The organism is Candidatus Gastranaerophilales bacterium (assembly GCA_028693235.1).
Classification (GTDB): Bacteria; Cyanobacteriota; Vampirovibrionia; order Gastranaerophilales; family Gastranaerophilaceae; genus JAQUVW01.
The window spans coordinates 1-17628 of the sequence record JAQUVW010000001.1; the positions used below are offsets into that span (position 1 = coordinate 1).

General features: G+C 36.1%; 18 protein-coding genes and 1 tRNA gene. 4 read left to right on the top strand and 15 right to left on the bottom strand.

Annotation, left to right across the window (positions count from 1 at the left end; genetic code table 11):
- On the top strand, positions 1-2197 hold a 2197-nt coding region (locus PHV37_00005), incomplete at its 5' end, for a tail fiber domain-containing protein (protein MDD3236462.1).
- 267 nt (positions 2198-2464) lie between these two features.
- Here the strand turns inward: PHV37_00005 and PHV37_00010 are convergent.
- The 5 genes from PHV37_00010 to msrA all read right to left on the bottom strand — a co-directional run bounded on the left by PHV37_00010 (position 2465) and on the right by msrA (position 6756).
- On the bottom strand, positions 2465-3007 hold the full coding sequence (locus PHV37_00010) for a spore maturation protein (GenBank protein ID MDD3236463.1): 543 nt from the start codon (positions 3005-3007) through the stop codon (positions 2465-2467).
- Positions 3000-3611 carry a nucleoside recognition domain-containing protein gene (locus PHV37_00015; protein ID MDD3236464.1) on the bottom strand — a complete coding sequence of 204 codons (612 nt, stop codon included), beginning with the start codon at positions 3609-3611 and terminating at the stop codon, positions 3000-3002. Before PHV37_00015 ends, PHV37_00010 begins: the two co-directional genes overlap by 8 nt.
- A gap of 380 nt (positions 3612-3991) precedes the next feature.
- A tRNA-Leu gene (locus tag PHV37_00020) sits at positions 3992-4072 on the bottom strand.
- A 128-nt stretch (positions 4073-4200) separates the two neighbouring features.
- Complete coding sequence (locus PHV37_00025; GenBank protein ID MDD3236465.1) at positions 4201-5643, bottom strand: methyl-accepting chemotaxis protein; 1443 nt, start codon at positions 5641-5643, stop codon at positions 4201-4203.
- A 144-nt stretch (positions 5644-5787) separates the two neighbouring features.
- Entirely contained in the window at positions 5788-6756 is a 969-nt protein-coding gene (gene msrA / locus PHV37_00030; GenBank protein ID MDD3236466.1) for a peptide-methionine (S)-S-oxide reductase MsrA, read from the bottom strand.
- 117 nt (positions 6757-6873) lie between these two features.
- On the opposite strand from msrA, the gene PHV37_00035 reads away from it, so the two are divergent.
- Positions 6874-7716 carry a hypothetical protein gene (locus tag PHV37_00035; GenBank protein ID MDD3236467.1) on the top strand — a complete coding sequence of 281 codons (843 nt, stop codon included), beginning with the start codon at positions 6874-6876 and terminating at the stop codon, positions 7714-7716.
- A 176-nt stretch (positions 7717-7892) separates the two neighbouring features.
- Here PHV37_00035 and PHV37_00040 read toward each other — a convergent pair whose 3' ends face one another.
- Complete coding sequence (locus PHV37_00040) at positions 7893-9521, bottom strand: ATP-binding cassette domain-containing protein (GenBank protein MDD3236468.1); 1629 nt, start codon at positions 9519-9521, stop codon at positions 7893-7895.
- A 204-nt stretch (positions 9522-9725) separates the two neighbouring features.
- Between PHV37_00040 and PHV37_00045 the strand changes: the two genes are divergently transcribed.
- Complete coding sequence (locus PHV37_00045; protein MDD3236469.1) at positions 9726-10322, top strand: type II secretion system protein; 597 nt, start codon at positions 9726-9728, stop codon at positions 10320-10322.
- Here PHV37_00045 and PHV37_00050 read toward each other — a convergent pair.
- The 9 genes from PHV37_00050 to PHV37_00090 all read right to left on the bottom strand — a co-directional run bounded on the left by PHV37_00050 (position 10319) and on the right by PHV37_00090 (position 16774).
- Positions 10319-10969, bottom strand: a complete 651-nt coding sequence (locus PHV37_00050; GenBank protein MDD3236470.1) for a ribonuclease HII — start codon at positions 10967-10969, stop codon at positions 10319-10321. The genes PHV37_00045 and PHV37_00050 overlap by 4 nt on opposite strands.
- Entirely contained in the window at positions 10962-11813 is an 852-nt protein-coding gene (gene ylqF, locus PHV37_00055; GenBank protein MDD3236471.1) for a ribosome biogenesis GTPase YlqF, read from the bottom strand. Before ylqF ends, PHV37_00050 begins: the two co-directional genes overlap by 8 nt.
- An 85-nt stretch (positions 11814-11898) precedes the next feature.
- On the bottom strand, positions 11899-12252 hold the full coding sequence (gene rplS, locus PHV37_00060; GenBank protein MDD3236472.1) for a 50S ribosomal protein L19: 354 nt from the start codon (positions 12250-12252) through the stop codon (positions 11899-11901).
- A gap of 216 nt (positions 12253-12468) precedes the next feature.
- Positions 12469-12855: a biopolymer transporter ExbD gene (locus PHV37_00065; protein ID MDD3236473.1), complete on the bottom strand. Its 387-nt coding sequence runs from the start codon at positions 12853-12855 to the stop codon at positions 12469-12471.
- Between the two features lie 8 nt (positions 12856-12863).
- The gene (locus tag PHV37_00070) at positions 12864-13394 is read right to left on the bottom strand and encodes a biopolymer transporter ExbD (GenBank protein ID MDD3236474.1); all 531 of its coding nucleotides are present in this window, start codon (positions 13392-13394) and stop codon (positions 12864-12866) included.
- A gap of 24 nt (positions 13395-13418) precedes the next feature.
- The gene (locus PHV37_00075; GenBank protein MDD3236475.1) at positions 13419-14066 is read right to left on the bottom strand and encodes a MotA/TolQ/ExbB proton channel family protein; all 648 of its coding nucleotides are present in this window, start codon (positions 14064-14066) and stop codon (positions 13419-13421) included.
- Positions 14067-14105: 39 nt separating this feature from the next.
- The gene (locus PHV37_00080) at positions 14106-15287 is read right to left on the bottom strand and encodes a TonB family protein (protein ID MDD3236476.1); all 1182 of its coding nucleotides are present in this window, start codon (positions 15285-15287) and stop codon (positions 14106-14108) included.
- A 73-nt stretch (positions 15288-15360) separates the two neighbouring features.
- A complete protein-coding gene (locus PHV37_00085; protein ID MDD3236477.1) occupies positions 15361-16122 on the bottom strand; it encodes a hypothetical protein in 762 nt (253 codons plus the stop codon).
- A 106-nt stretch (positions 16123-16228) separates the two neighbouring features.
- Positions 16229-16774 (bottom strand): hypothetical protein, encoded by a 546-nt coding sequence (locus tag PHV37_00090; GenBank protein ID MDD3236478.1) that lies wholly within the window; start codon positions 16772-16774, stop codon positions 16229-16231.
- Between the two features lie 90 nt (positions 16775-16864).
- Here PHV37_00090 and bioD point away from each other — a divergent pair, with 90 nt between their 5' ends.
- A complete protein-coding gene (gene bioD / locus PHV37_00095) occupies positions 16865-17584 on the top strand; it encodes a dethiobiotin synthase (GenBank protein ID MDD3236479.1) in 720 nt (239 codons plus the stop codon).
- The last annotated feature ends 44 nt before the right edge of the window (positions 17585-17628 follow it).

The following is a 17628-nucleotide window of genomic DNA, read 5'->3' on the forward strand; positions in this document are numbered from 1 at the left end:
CACAGCTAACGGAAATGGTGCACTTCGCTCCAACACAACAGGTTCTTATAACACAGCTAACGGAAATGAGGCACTTCGCTCCAACACAACAGGTTTTTATAACACAGCTAACGGAAATGGTGCACTTCGCTCCAACACAACAGGCCGTGATAACACAGCTAACGGATATCATGCTCTTTACTATAACACAATAGGTGCTAATAATACAGCTAACGGAAGTGGTGCACTTCGCTCCAACAAAACAGGTTTTTATAACACAGCTAACGGAAATGGTGCACTTTTTGCTAACACAACAGGTTTTTATAACACAGCTAACGGAAATGGTGCACTTCGCTCCAACACAACAGGTTCTTATAACACAGCTAACGGAAATGAGGCACTTCGCTCCAACACAACAGGTTTTTATAACACAGCAGTCGGTTTTCTTTCTCTTTATGCTAACACAACAGGAGAATTTAACACAGCTAACGGAATGATGGCACTTTTATACAATACAACAGGCAATGAAAATACAGCTCACGGAGCTTCTGCTCTTAGCTCAAACACAACAGGCTCTTATAATACAGCTCACGGAAGTTATGCACTTCATTACAACACAACAGGCAATAATAATACAGCTCACGGACATGCTGCACTATACTCTAACACAACAGGAGAATCTAACACAGCTATCGGCTATCAATCCGCTATATACCAAACTGGCAGCTACAATGTTGCGATGGGAACTAATGCTCTTTTTGGTGAAGAGGGCAAATCTGATGGCGGATACAATACTGCTGTCGGATATCAATCTCTACAAGGCAACACAACAGGCGTTAGAAACACTGCTAACGGTGCTAACTCATTATTGTCAAATACAGAAGGGGGTTACAATTCAGCCTTAGGCTATCAATCCCTTTTCTCAAATACTGCAGGACATAGAAATACTGCCCTAGGGTATAATTCTTTATATTCAAATGACACAACGTCTGATAATACCGCCATCGGTTATCAATCAGCTTTTTACCAAAAAGGTGATTACAATATTGCAATAGGTTCTAATTCCCTCTATGGAATAGAAGATGCCTCTAATGGCTCTAACAATATCGCTATCGGTTATCAATCACTCTTTAGCAGCCAAACAAACTCTTACAACATAGCTATAGGCTCTTATTCTCAGTTTAGCTACTCCCCTAAAACTAAAAATACTCAACAAGTTCTATTAGGATTTGAAGATAAAGAAATAACTAATACAGCGATTGGCGAATACACATTATATTCTAACACTTCAGGCTACGGCAACGTTGCGATAGGGGGTTACAGCTTATATTACAATAATCCGTCATCGGGAGTTGAAACAGCGAACTTCAACACAGCAGTCGGTTTTCTTTCTCTTTATGCTAACACAACAGGAGAATTTAACACAGCTAACGGAATGATGGCACTTTTATACAATACAACAGGCAATGAAAATACAGCTCACGGAGCTTCTGCTCTTAGCTCAAACACAACAGGCTCTTATAATACAGCTCACGGAAATTCTGCTCTTAGCTCAAACACAACAGGCTCTAATAACACAGCCGTCGGTTGTGTCGCACTTGGCTTCAACGAAACTGGTTCTAATAATGTTGGTATTGGATACAAAGCAGGAATCTCGGCTACAAGTACAGCAAATTATAAACTGTATATTGAGGGTAATGGCGAGACTTATTCGGGAGCGAGTGCCCTTTTATATGGTGACTTTAAAGCCAGAACTCTAAAAGTCAACGGAACTTTAACTTGCAAGACTTGGGGCGGAACGTCTGATGCCAGAATGAAAAATGTGGGTGAAGAAAACAAAATCGGTCTGGAAAAAATATTACAACTAAAAGTCAAAGATTTTACCTACAAAGATGACAAAACCAAACGTCAACACATGGGTATAATCGCACAAGAAGCTCGCAAAGTATTCCCTCGTGCGATTTTTGAAGCCGATGGAAACCAACAATATAAAAAATTATTGTATGTTGATACAAGCGAAATCGTTTTCGCTCTCGTCAACTCCGTAAAACAATTGAACACAAAAATCGTCAATGCTGTCACCAGAATTGAAACTATTGAAAAAGAAAATACAAAATTGATACAAGAAAACCAAGAAATGAAAGCAAAAATTAAAAAACTGGAAAAACAAAACAACTCGTTTGAAAGGAGATTGGCGAAACTTGAAAAGGCAATGTAATTATCAGTGAACACACAGGCAATCTCTGCCGAGCTATAAACATAAATTGCCACGCTATTCTCGTAATTACGATAACTTTGATATTACTCTGACAAAATGAAAATTGAATAAAAACCTGAACGAAACGGAAAAATTATTTTTCCAAAGTAATTCTTAAACAAGAGCTGAGTTATTAATGCTTTCTCAGCAAACTTTCAAACAACTCTATGCCCATCGATTAGTCGAAGGGCTTTTTTTATGTGCTTTTATAATTGCTCTCATTTTCTTTTATAAGAAAAACCATCTGGCAACAATAATGGCTCCGACAATGCCGACAAAATCTGCCATTAAACCAGCAAGAAGTGCATATCTGTATTTTTTTATTCCGACTGCTCCAAAATACACAGCAAGTACATAAAAAGTAGTTTCGGAGCTTCCTAACATTATTGCTCCCAGTTTTGCAGGGTAAGATTCAACGCCATTAGCCTTTACGATGTCGGAAAATACACCTAAAGCAGCACTTCCTGACAAAGAGCGGACAATTGTTAGTGGTAAAATATCGGCAGGAATTTTTAGAACGTTTAGTATCGTTTTTAAATGAGAAGTTAGAAGTTCAATTGCTCCAGATGCTCTAAACATAGATATTGCTACAATAATTGCCACCAAATAAGGGATTATATTTACACTTACTTTTACGCCGTCTTTTGCCCCTTCAATAAAAGCTTCGTATATGGGTACTTTTTTAATAACTGCCCATCCTAAGATTAGCAATAGTATTGCAGGAAGTGTCCATAGGGAAATTATATCAATTATGGCTTTGATATTATGCATTTTCTTCTACCTCATTTTCTTTAATTTGAGGCGGAAAAATCTTTTTTAAAATTTTAGCAATAAAAATTGCAGAGCAAAAAGCAAATGTTGTGACAATAAGTGTCGGTACGATTATTTCAGTTGGATTTTTTGCTCCAAATCCTGCTAAAATGGCAATTACGGTTGCAGGAATAAGTTGAAAGCCTGCGGTGTTCATTGCTAAAAAAGTGCACATAGCATCTGATGCGGAAGATTTATTTATATTTTCTTTTTGAAATTCTTCCATAGCTTTTATTCCGATAGGAGTTGCTGCATTTGCTAATCCCAAAGCATTTGCTGAAAAATTAAGTGCTACGTCACCAATGGCTTTACTTTCAGAATTGATTTCGGGAAACAGCCATTTTGCCACCGGTTGTATAATTTTTGATATGACCTTTATAATTCCGGATTTTTCAGCTATTTTCATAATCCCTAACCAAAAAACCATTACGCCCATAATTGCTAAAACAACGTCAATAGAGGTTTTAGCACCTTCTAAAATTGCATTTACAACATCAGGGAGTTTCCCCGTTATGGCTCCAATGATTATAGAGATAAAGATTAATAAAAACCAAATAAAATTCATATTGGGATTTTAACTCAAATTATAATTTTAACCTACCTTTTTTTGATGGATATTTGTTAAAAAGTGTATTGGAGTCAGTAATAGAGATTCAAGGTTTTATTTGTATTAGGAGCTTAAAGTTCAAGAACAAATTTAAAATGTCGTAGGGGGGACTTGCGAAGCTGCCATAGCAGCGAGTGCTCTTGAGTAAACGCCCCTATTTTGCTTGTCAAAATAGCGGGGTGAAAGTATAAGTCAAAGTTCAAGAACAAATTCAAAATGTCGTAGGGGGGACTTGCGAAGCTGCCATAGCAGCGAGTGCTCTTGAGTAAACGCCCCTATTTTGCTTGTCAAAATAGCGGGGTGAAAGTATAAGTCAAAGTTCAAGAACAAATTCAAAATGTCGTAGGGGGGACTTGAACCCCCATGAATTTCTTCACACGCCCCTCAAACGTGCACGTCTACCATTCCGCCACTACGACATAAATAGCTTCCAAGTTGTTGCTAAATGTTGATTGTATTCATTTTAATATTAACAATTACTTTCGTCAATATATAAAACAAAAGCTCTACTTCCATAGAGCTTTTATTCTATATTAATAATTTTTATTTATTTAGTACCTTCGATGATATCTCTAAGATCATCAATTTGATTATTAAGTTCATGCGTTTGAGCAGCTAATTCTTGAGATGCTTCAGAGTTTGAGTCAGCGGTTTGAGCATTCATTTGAAGAACTTGTTCCATTTGATTAATAGCAGTTTGGATTTGCTGAACGCCAAGTAATTGTTCTTGGCTGGAAACAGATACTTCTTGAACAATTCCGTTTACTTTGTTTATTTCGTTGTCTATTTCATCGATAGCACCATATACTTCACTAGCGAGTTGAGAGCCTTCGTGGGAAAGTGAAATATTTTCATCAATTAATTTGGTTGTATCTTTAGCAGAGATTGTACTTCTTTGGGCAAGGTTTCTTACTTCTTCGGCAACTACGGCAAATCCTTTGCCGGCGTCACCAGCTCTTGCTGCTTCTACGGCGGCATTCAAAGCCAAAATATTTGTTTGGAAAGCAATTTCGTCAATCAGTTTAATAATTTTAGAAATTTCGTTACTGGAATTATTGATTTTCTCCATTGCGTTCATCATTTGTTCCATTTTGTCATGTCCGGCTTTTGCTTTATCGGTAACTTGTTTGACGAGAACAGCTGCATAATTACTGTTTTCGTTATTTTTCGTAATCATAGACGCTGATTCTTCAATAGTAGCTGCAATTTCTTGAATTGAAGCAGCTTGCTCATTGCTACCTTCGGCTAAGTTTTCACTGGACTTTTCAAGAGATAGCGAAGCTTGAGCCACTTGTTTGGCTCCATTTTCCATATCTGCGGTGATATTTGTCATTTCAGTAGATATTTTTTTAACAAATAATATTTGTGATAAAGCTATTAATACGGTTAAAAGAATTAGGTTAGCAAAAATTATAAGTGCTGTTAATTCAATGACAGTTTTGTCTATTTCATCAACATAGACGCCTGTTGCGATTACCCATTTCCATTCAGGTATGTTTAAACTAGTAGATGTTTTTGGGTAGAACACGGATTTTGATTGTCCGGCTTTTGACCATTTATAGCTGATGTAATCGTGTTTATTGGCAAGTGCCATTGTGGTTAAGTCTTTAAAAAAAGGTTTACCGTCGGGATCTTTAATTATAGCACCATCAGAGCCAATTGGGTTTATAGGGTGAACCAAAAATCTTACGTTATAGTCATTTACCCATACATAATTAGAGCCTTGATATCTAAAATTAGTTAAATCTTTCAAAGCCATTTTTTGGGCTTCTTCTTTAGTCAAAGAGCCTTGAGCAACTTGAGCTTGATAGCCTTTAATAACATTATTAGCAAGTTCAAGAATTTCAGAAGTCTTACTGTTCGCATCTTTTAACATAGATTGTCTTAGTTCAAAAACAGAAAAACAAGTTGTAATGATTACCAAAATCGTGCTTACAATAATCATAGCAATTGCAATTTTTTTGCCCAAAGAAATCTTTTTTCCGTTCATTTAATCACCCATTTAACCTAATACACTACAAGTTTAACATTATATAACTATAAGAAACCAATGTAAAAATGTAAACACAATAATTATGTTATGTTTACCATTATATCATATTTTTCCAAAATTGATATATATCTTCCTATAGAATTATAAATTTGGTTGAAATATCTTCAGATACTTTGAGTATCCTTTTTCTTGCATAAGTTCAATAGGAATAAATTTCAAAGCTTTTCCATTTATACAATATCTTTTCCCTCCGGTTTTAGTCGGACCATCGTCAAATAGGTGACCGAGATGAGAATCTCCAAAAGAGCTTTTAACTTCTGTTCTATGGAGTTTGTAGGTGTTGTCGGGTAATTCTTTTATAAATTTTTTATTAATGGGTTTTGTAAAACTTGGCCAGCCCGAGCCTGATTCATACTTGTCTTTTGATGAGAACAAAGGCTCTCCTGATACTATATCGACATAGATACCGTCGCTGTTGTTTTTTAAAAATGGACTGCTAAAAGGTTTTTCTGTAAATTTTTTTTGTGTTATTTTGTAACTTTCGTCATCCAAATTTGCTTTGATAGTAGCCATTGATGGTTTGAAATATTTGTTTATTTCATCTAAATTTACATGGCAGTATCCTGTTTTGTTTTTTTGAAGATATTTTTGGTGATATTCTTCAGCCGAATAAAAATTTCTTAGTTTTTCTACTTCTGTCATTATTTTTGAAGGATAGTTTGGTTGGATTTCTTTTATTTTATCTTCAATTATTTTTCTATCTGCTAAATCGATATAATATACGCCGCTTCTGTATTGCGAGCCGACGTCGTTACCTTGTTTATTGAAGGATGTTGGGTCGATAATATCAAAAAAATGGTCTAATATATCTGCAAGGGGATGGATTTTTGGGTCATAGCTAAGTTTAACAACTTCAACGAAGCCAGTGGTTCCTGTTATTACATCGAGATAAGTTGGATTTTTAATATTTCCGTTTGCATAACCTACTTTTGTGTCTTTTATACCTTGAATTTTTGAAAAATAAGCTTCAATACCCCAAAAACATCCGCCTCCAAGGTAAATTATTTTTTCTTCACTTTTTATATCGTCAAATATTGAACCAAACAACATTATTATTTCCCCTTATGTAATAATGATAACTATTGGGGTTATTTCTTTCAATACCGGTTAGGGTAATTTTAGCAAAAAAAATTTTGAGAGTTTTTATTATTTTAAAGTGAGGTTTTTATGAAGATTACTGGCATTTCTTTTTGTAATTCTAAAATCGGGTTTAAAAGTACTTTGAATTCTGATACAAATCAAAGCGTGACATCTTCTCATGATATTATTAAAGTTCATATAGCAACATTGACCCCTGAACAATGTCAAGCGTATTTGGGCATAAAAAAAGCAGATTGTTTGCAAGCATGTGAAATTTCTCCGAAGGAACAAAATAAAGAATTAGCAGTTGAGGCAGTAAAATTTGTTAAAGATATGAAATTGAGGTCATCTTCGTGGATGGAGTTGCAAAATCCGATGATTAAATATGCTCCAACGGAAGAATATCAAACGGCAGCCTCTGATATAGCATATATGAATGCTCAACGTAGAAAATTGCCGATTGATGAATATGTCAAAATGACAAAAGAGCGTGTACCAATGCTTGGAGCAGGCAATTGTTCAGATCAGGCGATATTGGCTGCCAATTATTTGATAGAAGAAAAAGGTGCGGAAAATGTTGGACTAGTTGCTTGTACAATGACAGGTCAAGATCCTTTCCATCCGAATAATACTGACCAGCACGTATTTGCTGTTTTGGGGCTCGATGACAATGCTGATTTGTCTAATCCTGAAACTTGGGGTGAAAATGCCGTGATGGTTGACCCTTGGGCTAATAATGCTTTGCCGATTGTGCCTGATGAAAAAGGAACTTCCGGAATAAACAAACTCTATTCGACATTCAGAACAGGTAATATGATTTTTGAGAATTATGCAAAATATATAGACAATACTAACGATAAGAACTCTCTATATAATTGGGATAATCATATATCTAAAATAAATCACCCCAAAAAAACATTGAACTTTTAGATAAACATAGTATAATATATTTATTATCTAGGTTAGGATATAATTCAAAGCCAACAAATGTTGGCTTTTTGTTTGTTTTTTTTAGCGAGATATAGTGAATCTCTGAATCTCTGAAAATGGCGTCACGAAGGCGAAATAATTTCACTTTGAATATACAAAGTCAATAAATTTTTAGTCTATTGTTTTACCGGTTCTTTGTATAAAAGTTCACGTTTCTTTTTCATTTCAGGATTTTTTAAATAGTCTTCATACCTGTCCATTGAATAAATCCAACCGTTTGGTGAAATTTCAACTATTCTGTCCGCTACAGTTTGTATAAATTGGTAATCTTGAGAAGTAAATAAAATTGTACCGTTAAAATCCATCAAAGAATTGTTCAAGGAAGTAATTGATTCCAAATCCAAATGGTTTGTGGGTTCGTCAAAAATCAAGACATTGGCTTCAGCGAGCATCATTTTTGCAAGCATGCAACGAACTTTTTCGCCACCAGAGAGTACAGTGCAGTTTTTTTCAGCTTCTTCACCAGTGAATAACATTCTGCCGAGATAACCTCTTAAAAAGCTGGAGTGTTGGTCTGGTGAATATTGAGCAAGCCACTTAATAAGGGTAGCATCTTCTCCGAAATATTTAGTGTTATCTTTAGGATAATATGCTTTTGTAGCAGTTACTCCCCAGTGAATTTCGCCAGAATCCGGTTCTATTTCGCCGGCTAAAATTTGGAACAGAGTTGTAACAATATTCGGGTCTTTTGAAATAAAAGCAATTTTGTTACCTTGGCTGACTTCAAGTGAGAAATTTTTGATAATTTTTTCACCATCGACAGTTTTTGTTAAATTTTTAATATTTAAAACATCTTTGCCGGGCATTTTGACGTAGTTAAATCTAATCCGGGGGTATTGTCTGGAAGAAGGTTTTATGTCCTCAAGTGATAATTTGTCGAGCATATTTTTTCTCGATGTTGCTTGAGCCGCTTTAGATGCGTTGGCACTAAATCTTGCGATAAAAGTTTTTAATTCTTCCATTTTTTCTTCAGTTTTACGGTTCAATTCTTCTTTTTGTCTTTTTATTAATTGACTTGCCTGAGACCAAAAACTATAGTTACCGGCATAAAGCTGTATATTGTTATAGTCGATATCAGCCATGTGAGTACATACTTTATCTAAGAATTTTCTATCATGGGAAACGACTATGACAGTATTTGGGAAGTTTATTAAAAATTCCTCAAGCCAGCTGATGGTGTTGATGTCGAGGTGGTTTGTAGGCTCATCGAGCAAGAGGATATCAGGGCTTGCAAAAAGAGCTTGGGCAAGAAGAACTCTGACTTTTTCACTTCCTGCAAGTTCAGCCATTTTTTGGCTTTGAAGCTCATCAGAGATACCAAGGTCGCTTAATAAACTTGCAGCCATTGATTCAGCTTGCCATCCGTCAAGTTCTGCGAATTCTGTTTCCAAATCTGCGACTTTAAGCCCGTCTTCATCGTTGAAATCAGGTTTTGCGTATAGCTCATCTCTTTCTTTCATAACTTGATAGAGCCTTTTATGTCCCATAATAACGGTGTCTAAAACGGTATATTCGTCAAATTCGAAGTGGTTTTGTTTCAAAACGGCAATTCTTTGTCCTTTTTGAATATGGACAACTCCTGAAGTAGGCTCCAAGTCACCTGCCAATACTTTTAACAAGGTACTTTTTCCTGAACCGTTTGCACCAATAACTCCGTAGCAGTTACCTTTTGCGAATTTTATATTTATATTTTCAAATAAGGTTTGGCTTCCAAATCTTACGGTTAATTTTTCTGTATTAATCATAATAATCTTTCATTTCGGCTATAATAATATTATACCGCAAACAAGATGGATAATAATTGTGATTTATGTCACGATTTGTAACAAGATTACAGGTTTTTACTATAAATAGCATAGAAATATTTGAAGAGTTTTGTTATAATGATATAAGTTGTCAATTAATAACACGCTGGATTATTTAGGTTAGAATATTTGAAAGGTTAATTTATGAAAAAAGGTTTTACACTTGCAGAAGTGCTAATTACGCTGGTTATAATAGGAGTTATAGCTGCATTAACTATTCCTGCTTTGTTGAACAATACAAATAACGAGGAATATCGAACAGCTGGTAAAAAGGCTTATGCTACTTTAAATCAAGCATTGCAACAACATTATGCATTGACAGGAGAAGATTGGGACGAATTAAATGATAGGTGCAGCTCAAATTCTTGTCTATATACAGAATTTTTTTCTAAGCGGATGAATATTGTTTCATCAATGAATCCGTCTTCTGCCACTGCAGCTACCGGCAATCATTCTTATGATGATGGTGAATTGACAATGTATGGTGCAGATGGTATCGCTTATACATTTGATGGTGGAAATTGGCTCTATGTTGACGTGAATGGAGACAAAGGTCCTAATCAAGTTTCAATGAGCACAGATGACATTAAAGATGGTGGTTATACTTTTAAAATGGGACGTAGTAATACAGCTGACTATGAGGGAATGTCTGTTGTTCCTGATTCATTGACGCAAAAAATACTTTTTGGCGGTGATTATTCAGAAAGTGGTGGCGGTGATTATTATGGGGAACCGAGTTAAAATAGTTTCATTTGTTCACTTTTTTTAAAATGTTTTTCTAAAAATTTTTTGCGGTGCCACTCAGTGGTGCCGCATTTATCTATTGCTTCAAGATGCTTTTTTGTCAGATATCCTTTGTTGTTTTCCCAGTCGTAATCGGGGTGTTCGACTGCCAGCTTTTTCATAAATCTGTCACGTGAAACTTTTGCAAGAACGCTCGCTGCTGCTATTGAAGCAGATTTTGCGTCCCCTTTTATTATAAATTCTTGAGCTTTATCAAATTGTGGTATTAACTTGTTTCCATCTATCAAGACAAGTGCTTTGTCGCTTTTTATTTCTTCGAAAACTTTTTCGCATGCACGTTTCATTGATAGTAATGAGGCTTTTAAAATATTCAGTTTTTCAATTTCTTCTACTGTAGAAAAAGCTATTGAGTAAATTGAGTTTGCTTTTATAATGTCGAAAAGTTCTTCTCTTGTTTTTTCTGAAAGTTGTTTTGAATCGTTTAGTTTTTCAAAAAGTTTTTTTGTTGTTTGATTTATGTTGTTAAAACATACGGCGGCACTATAAACGGGGCCAGCCCCGGGGCCTCTGCCTGCTTCATCTGTACCAATTAAAAAGTCAAAATCTTTTTTCTTTTTTTTATCAAATTCAAAAAGTTTATTCATTTTCTTCTATTTTATCTAAGGTTAATTTTCCTAATCTTCCTTCTCTAAAGTCAAGGAGCATATTTTGAGCAGCTCTTTTGGTATCAGCTTTGCCACCGGAAACTATCCAGTTTCGTTTTAAAGCGATATTTTCAAGATTTAAAATATCAGCCCCATCAAGCTTGTAATAAGAATTTAATAAATTCGGATATAAATCAGAAATCACTTCGATAAATTTGTCTCCGACACTTTCTGAGTCATATGCGTTTTCGCCGATTGAGTTTACAAAAGCAAGCTTGTTAGCTTTTTCTTGTTCTTCTTGTTTTAAGGGAATAATTCCTGGAGTATCCAACAAATCCAATCTTGGGTTAATTCTGACCCATTGTTGTTGCCTTGTCACGCCTGCTTTTGCACCAGTTTTGGCTTTAGTTTTCTTGATTAATTTATTTATAATGCTAGACTTGCCTACATTTGGCATGCCTACTACCATTGCTCTTGCTGCTCTAGGGAGAAGCCCTTTTTGTACAAGTTTTATTATTGCAGGTTGGCTCAATTCAATGGCTTTATTGACGATTAAATTCAAGTCTTTAGAGTTATTGGCACTTGTTAAAAGAATTGTTGCACCGGTTTGAGCTTTAATTATTTTTAGCCAAGCTTTTGTCGGCTCGATATCAGCCAAATCAGATTTGTTTAGCAGAATAAGCCTTGGTTTTTGCCCTACTAAATTGCTTATATCAGGATACATAGAGCTCAAAGGGATTCTTGCGTCAATAATTTCAATTACAACGTCGACAAGACTCAGTTGTTCTTTAAGTTTTCGCTCAGCTTTAGCTATGTGACCGGGATACCAGTGAATATGTGTCATTTGTTTTCCTAACTTTTATTTTATATTAAAAGCCATAACCCTTAGAGATTATGGCTTTTATAAATTATAAATCGGGTAAGCCCAATTATTTCTTTTCAATTTTTTCTTTAATACGAGTAGCTTTACCGGAACGTTCTCTCAAGTAGTAAAGTTTAGCACGTTTAACATCACCACGTCTGATGATAGAGATTTTTTCGATACGAGGAGAAAGAAGCGGGAATACACGTTCAACGCCAACGCCTTGGAAAATTTTTCTAACGGTAATAGTTTTACCGACGCCAAAACCACGTTGTTTAATAACAGTACCTTCAAAAGCTTGAGTTCTTTCTTTGTTTCCTTCGATAATTCTTACGAAAACTTTAACGGTATCACCGGGGTTTACGACAGGCAATTCTTTATTAGAATATTCATCTGCTAATGATTTTACAATAGGGTTCATTTTTTTATTCCTTCTATATTGATTTAATTACATTTTAAAGGTTGGTTGAGATTTTTAGATTAGGCATGAAACATCTCATATATCTTATCATTTTATAATAATAATTAAAACATAAAAATTCTTCAACCCCTCGGTAAAAAAACTTTATATAAAAAATAGCCCCGAAAAGTAAGTCGTGGAGCCATTTTAAATAAAGATATAAAAAATAAAAATAAATTAAATTTCCGTTACTGATATTTCTGTTACGCCAGCGTTTCTGGCAGAGTCCATAACTTTAACGACGGCACCGTGGGTGGAGTCGGGTTCTGTTTGGATTAAGACGCCGTCAGGGTTTTCAGCTTTTTTGTTGGCTATTGTATCTTGGAGTTGAGAGGCAGAAACTTCTCTATCGTCGATAAAATAGTGATTTTGATTGTCAACGGTTACGTTAATCATGTGAGCATCTTTGACCGATTCAGCCTCTACCATTTCGGGGACTGCAAGATTTAAACCTTGTTGGTCGAGTAATGGAGCTATGACCATCATTATGATTAGCAGAACCAAAAATATGTCTGTTAACGGAGTGATGTTAATTTCGTTGAATGAATCTCTTTGTCTTGCCATAATAACCTCTATTCCTCCCAATCCGTTGTATCTGAAGGGATATTGGTTTGGGGTTCTTCAGAATGTGCGGTTTGTGCTACGGGAACAACCGCTGTTTTTTTGTTGTCATCAAGTTTTTTTTGTTCTTTTTTAGAAAGCGGTTCACCTGCAACGATTAGTTTTTTGTAATCAGCAGCTTCAGCTGCTTTCATAATTTTCATAATTTCTGAGTTTTTCACAGCAGTATCAGCTTTAACAACAACTTCTTTTTTTTCTAAAGTTGGTTTTAATTTTTCCAGTTCATCAGCAAGACTGTCGGGATTGACAGGTGTTGAATTTAGGTAGAAATCGCCGTTTTTGGTGACTGAAACTGTTGCATTTTTTTGTTCAATACTAACGCCACTGTTTATTTCGGGCACATTAATATTGTTATCAGCAGATTGGAATGTAGGAGCTACAACCATCATGATGATTAACAAAACGAGAAAAATATCGGTCAAAGGAGTGATATTAATCTCCGTGAACATTGCGTTTTTACCTTTTGTAGTTTTAAAAGCCATTTTTTTACCTGCTTGTGAATTCTTTTATAGTGAAATATTTGATTGAGAGTTTAGAGCTACTTCTTCTTCAGAATCAACGAAGCTTAGGAATAGCAATTTAATTAATTGGAAGTCATCTTCATATCTTTTTACGATAGATTGGAAGCTGTTGTATAGGATAACAGCCACGATAGCAACACCAAGACCGAAAGCAGTAGCAATCAATGCAGACCCGATACCTGTTGCAACGGCAGCTGATTGGTTACCTTGAACAGCTAAATCTTGGAAAGTATAAAGGATTCTGACGACAGTACCGAATAAGCCTAAGAACGGGCAAACACCGCCGATTGTACCTAAAATAGTCAAATGGCTTTCAAGTTTTCTTGTAGCTAAACTAGCCGCAATATCAAAAGAACGAGAGAAACCTTTTTTTTGTTCAGAAAAAATTCTGACAGCTTCTTCCGTGACTTCTCCGATAACGCCACCGAGTTGAATACTTAGTGCTTGAGCACCTTCAAGTCTTCCTCTTGCAAGTTCTTTTTGCAATTTAGGTATAAATTGAACGACGTCACGTTTGTTTTTGTTGTAAAAAGCAAATCTGTTAAGTGCGACAGCTATTGTCAAAATAGAGCACACAAAGATTGGTGTAAGAACGGGCCAATCCATTTGAATTGATTGAAGTAAAAGATCCATAGTTTTATATCCTCATTTCTATATGTTATTTTAGTTATCTTATCTCATTGAAGCTCCGAATACATTGTAGTCAAATGTAAATTGGATATCGACATTGCTACCTTTGTATTCCGGTGGTAAGGGGCGGAATGGGGCAGTTAGTTGAACCGCTGAAATTGCGGCTTTGTCAGCTGCTGCCAAACCTGATGATTTGCTTACATGTACGCTTTGTAAACGTCCGTCTCTGGTTATTGTAAATAGTAATACTACACGTTTGCTTTCGTTACCTTTTGGGGGTTCCCAGTTCATTTTAATTCTACGTTGAAGTTCTCTCATATATGGTCCGAAATCCGGTTCTCTTACAGCGTCAATACCGGGAGCTCCTTTTGGATTTCCGGGTCCTGGGTTGCCGAGATTACCTCCGCTACCGGTTCCGCCTCTTGAGCCTGAGAATCTTCCTCCAGAGCCTGCTCCGGTTCCTGAGCCTGTCCCTGATTTAGTCGGGGCAAAGCTTGGGGACGGGTGTCCTGAGCCTGAGCCGTTTCCGCCACGTCCTGTTGCGTGAGGAGCTGAGGTCAAAGGACCTCCGGATGGAGTTGCAACTCCTGGAATTGCGGATTTTGGTACAGGTATTGTGAAATTGCTTTTTGGTTTAGCGACAGGTCTTGGAGCTGATGGTTTTGCCGTTGGTCTTGGTGCGAAAAACTCAAAAGCTTTAGATGCAGGAGCCGCTGATTTTACGTGTTTTTGTGTAGAGTGAGTTTTTGTATTAGTAGTAGCTTTTGTAGGCTGCTTTTTGGTTGGTGCTTTTTTTGCACTTTGAGCAGGAGCCGCATTTTGCGAACGTGTACTTTTCGCTTTTGGTGCAGGAGCTTGAGGCATAGACACTTTTCTTGTGGGGTCGTGTTTGCCACCTGCTCTTGAGTTTTTGTCAGCTCTAAATTTTGTGTTCTTGTTGATAGGAGTTGCTTCTTTATTTACAAGTACAAATTCAATATCTTTAGGTTGAGGCTGAGGTTTGTCAAAAACTGTAATTTTTATTCCGAGTAATGTCAATATAAAAATCAATAGCCAAGCGAAACCAACAACTGCAGGGTGCAGAATGGTTGATAGAACTATTGATTTTTTAAGTGTGAGTCCTTTAGTTTCTTCTTGATTTTGGAACACCGAAGGAATCCGATAATCATCAGATTCTAGAGGTTCATCATCTATGAAGTCATATTTATTCCCAAGTAGTGCCATTTTTCCCCAAGTTTCTTTTTTCTCCCAATTATTTTAGCAAAAAACATTTACTAAAACAAATCGCCTACTTTACTTAATATTTAGCACTAGGAGATACTGTAATCGGTTGGTCGATTACAATATCAATCTTAGAATTTGCCGGAATATTAATATCAATACCTTTGTCGATTACTGATTTGCCGAGCCCTAAGCCACCGCCGAGAGCTGTGCCATAGATAGCTCCCAATCCCACAGAACCTTGAGCCATTGCACCCATTGCGGTACCTAAAACCGCACCACTGGCAGCACCAATTCCTATATCTTTAACGTAGTCTTTAGTTGTATCTTTTGCAGTTGCAGCTTTCAAAATGCCGGTTCCATCAGAGGTTCTAATGACGCCTGATATCGGAATCATTTGACCTTGAGGTGTGTAAATATTGGTAAATCTAATTTTTATTTGGCCGTTTTTGCCCGCCAATCCTGCTTTTTTGAGCAATATTACATTTCCGCTCACTTGACTACCGGCTGGAGCGATTAGTTTTCCGTTGTAGTAAAAATTACTTGGCAAAGACATTGTTACACCTTGTCCAAGACTGAGAGCGGTAGTGCTTATTTCAGAGCTTGTTGTTGCTGCAAATGAAGTTCCCGCCGGAACCATTGTAACGCTACCCTTTAACGGAGCGGCAAATGATTGAGGGACGGAATACTCACTTGAATATCCTTCGTAATTATTGTACTGAGCTTGAGGAGTTGCTGATTCAAATTGAAAATTCGGATTCGTTTTTGTTGCAGCAAAAGATACATTGGATAATAACATCCCTGCAACAATAATAATTGTTAATGTTCTTTTGTTCATATAGGACCTCCTTTTGCTTTGTGTATGATAAATGCCTAATATTTTAATAGTATTATATATGTTTTTTGTGAAAATACAATCACGAAGATTATAACGATAAGTTATATTAATTGTTCAAATATAAATCTTCGGTAAGTACAACGAAAAGTTCAGCCCCCGCTTTTATTATAATAGGTTCTCCGAAGCTTCTTATGTTGGTTGGTGTGTATTGCAAAATGCCCCCTCTCCAACCTTGTGTATAGTGGGGTGTTCTTTTGTAATATGTTGGTGGGGTTGCATCGCCTCCAATGTAGTTGTTGTTTGATGAGAAAATATAACCTTTAATCGCTATAGTTGTTTTATCAGGCTTTTCCAGTTTATCTATCCTGATTTTAACAGAACCGTTTGTGCCTTGAACAGGCTCTTTGAGGTCTTCTACGACGCCATAGAAACGACTGTTTTTAGGTATAACATTTTCTTCATTGATATAAAGGTCATCAACATTTATAAAATATACGCTGTCGCCTATGTCTGCGATAGTTCCTGATATTTCAACAGGATTTAAAACTCGGATAAAAGCGTCTTTGCTGATTTTGAGTCTGCTGTCAGCAAATGAAACACCTGCGTATATAATTGTAAAAAACAATATTAAAATTGAAATAATTTTCTTCATAGATTCATTTTAATAACTTATAAATAATAATCCATAGTCTTCTTGATTTATTTTTTGCGATATAATGCTTGTGATGCAGAAAGGGCAATTATGAATATTTTTGTTACAGGAACAGATACAGATATCGGAAAAACCGTTGTAACAGCCGGTTTGGCTGCGGTTATGCAATCTTTAGGATATAAAGCAGGTGTCTTGAAACCTTTGCAGAGCGGGGCTATAATCCAAGGCTCGTTTATGATTTCACCCGATTTGTCATTTGTAAAACGGATTGACCCTTATGTTACGACGCAGGCTTCTTATATTTTAAAAGAACCAACGGCTCCTTATATTGCGGCGGAATTGGAAAATGTCGAAATAGACTTAAATGTAATTCAAAAAGACTACAGTAGAATGGCTCAAACCTGTGATACTGTTATAGTAGAAGGCTCCGGCGGTTTGTTAGTGCCTGTTGCTCCCCATGTTTTAATGAGTGAATTGCCGAAAAAGCTCAATTTGCCTTGCGTTATTGTTGCAAGACCTGATTTGGGCACAATTAATCATACGCTTTTAACTATCAACCAAGCAATTTCAGAAGGCTTAAAGGTATCAGGCGTGATTATTAATCGTTACCCGGAAGGGACTGAGGACTATGCGATAAAAACCGCACCACGAATGATTGAAGAATATTCTGATGCAAAAATCTTAGGTATTATAAAAGATTTTGATACAAAGCATATTCAACCAAGCGTATTGATTGATGCGATGGTAAACAGTGTTGACCTTGAAAAAATATTCAATGTAAAAATCCCCAAGCTTGATATGGGATTGTAGATTAGATTAAAGTAAGTTACAAAAAAGGAAGTCGATAATTGTCA

What these genes read in the sequence shown, in the direction of transcription:
- PHV37_00010 (MDD3236463.1), bottom strand. Translation starts at nt 3,007, where the DNA reads ATGCATAATATCAAAGCCATAATTGATATAATTTCCCTATGGACACTT.
- PHV37_00015 (MDD3236464.1), bottom strand. Translation starts at nt 3,611, where the DNA reads ATGAATTTTATTTGGTTTTTATTAATCTTTATCTCTATAATCATTGGA.
- PHV37_00025 (MDD3236465.1), bottom strand. Translation starts at nt 5,643, where the DNA reads ATGAACGGAAAAAAGATTTCTTTGGGCAAAAAAATTGCAATTGCTATG.
- msrA (MDD3236466.1), bottom strand. Translation starts at nt 6,756, where the DNA reads ATGTTGTTTGGTTCAATATTTGACGATATAAAAAGTGAAGAAAAAATA.
- PHV37_00035 (MDD3236467.1), top strand. Translation starts at nt 6,874, where the DNA reads ATGAAGATTACTGGCATTTCTTTTTGTAATTCTAAAATCGGGTTTAAA.
- PHV37_00040 (MDD3236468.1), bottom strand. Translation starts at nt 9,521, where the DNA reads ATGATTAATACAGAAAAATTAACCGTAAGATTTGGAAGCCAAACCTTA.
- PHV37_00045 (MDD3236469.1), top strand. Translation starts at nt 9,726, where the DNA reads ATGAAAAAAGGTTTTACACTTGCAGAAGTGCTAATTACGCTGGTTATA.
- PHV37_00050 (MDD3236470.1), bottom strand. Translation starts at nt 10,969, where the DNA reads ATGAATAAACTTTTTGAATTTGATAAAAAAAAGAAAAAAGATTTTGAC.
- ylqF (MDD3236471.1), bottom strand. Translation starts at nt 11,813, where the DNA reads ATGACACATATTCACTGGTATCCCGGTCACATAGCTAAAGCTGAGCGA.
- rplS (MDD3236472.1), bottom strand. Translation starts at nt 12,252, where the DNA reads ATGAACCCTATTGTAAAATCATTAGCAGATGAATATTCTAATAAAGAA.
- PHV37_00065 (MDD3236473.1), bottom strand. Translation starts at nt 12,855, where the DNA reads ATGGCAAGACAAAGAGATTCATTCAACGAAATTAACATCACTCCGTTA.
- PHV37_00070 (MDD3236474.1), bottom strand. Translation starts at nt 13,394, where the DNA reads ATGGCTTTTAAAACTACAAAAGGTAAAAACGCAATGTTCACGGAGATT.
- PHV37_00075 (MDD3236475.1), bottom strand. Translation starts at nt 14,066, where the DNA reads ATGGATCTTTTACTTCAATCAATTCAAATGGATTGGCCCGTTCTTACA.
- PHV37_00080 (MDD3236476.1), bottom strand. Translation starts at nt 15,287, where the DNA reads ATGGCACTACTTGGGAATAAATATGACTTCATAGATGATGAACCTCTA.
- PHV37_00085 (MDD3236477.1), bottom strand. Translation starts at nt 16,122, where the DNA reads ATGAACAAAAGAACATTAACAATTATTATTGTTGCAGGGATGTTATTA.
- PHV37_00090 (MDD3236478.1), bottom strand. Translation starts at nt 16,774, where the DNA reads ATGAAGAAAATTATTTCAATTTTAATATTGTTTTTTACAATTATATAC.
- bioD (MDD3236479.1), top strand. Translation starts at nt 16,865, where the DNA reads ATGAATATTTTTGTTACAGGAACAGATACAGATATCGGAAAAACCGTT.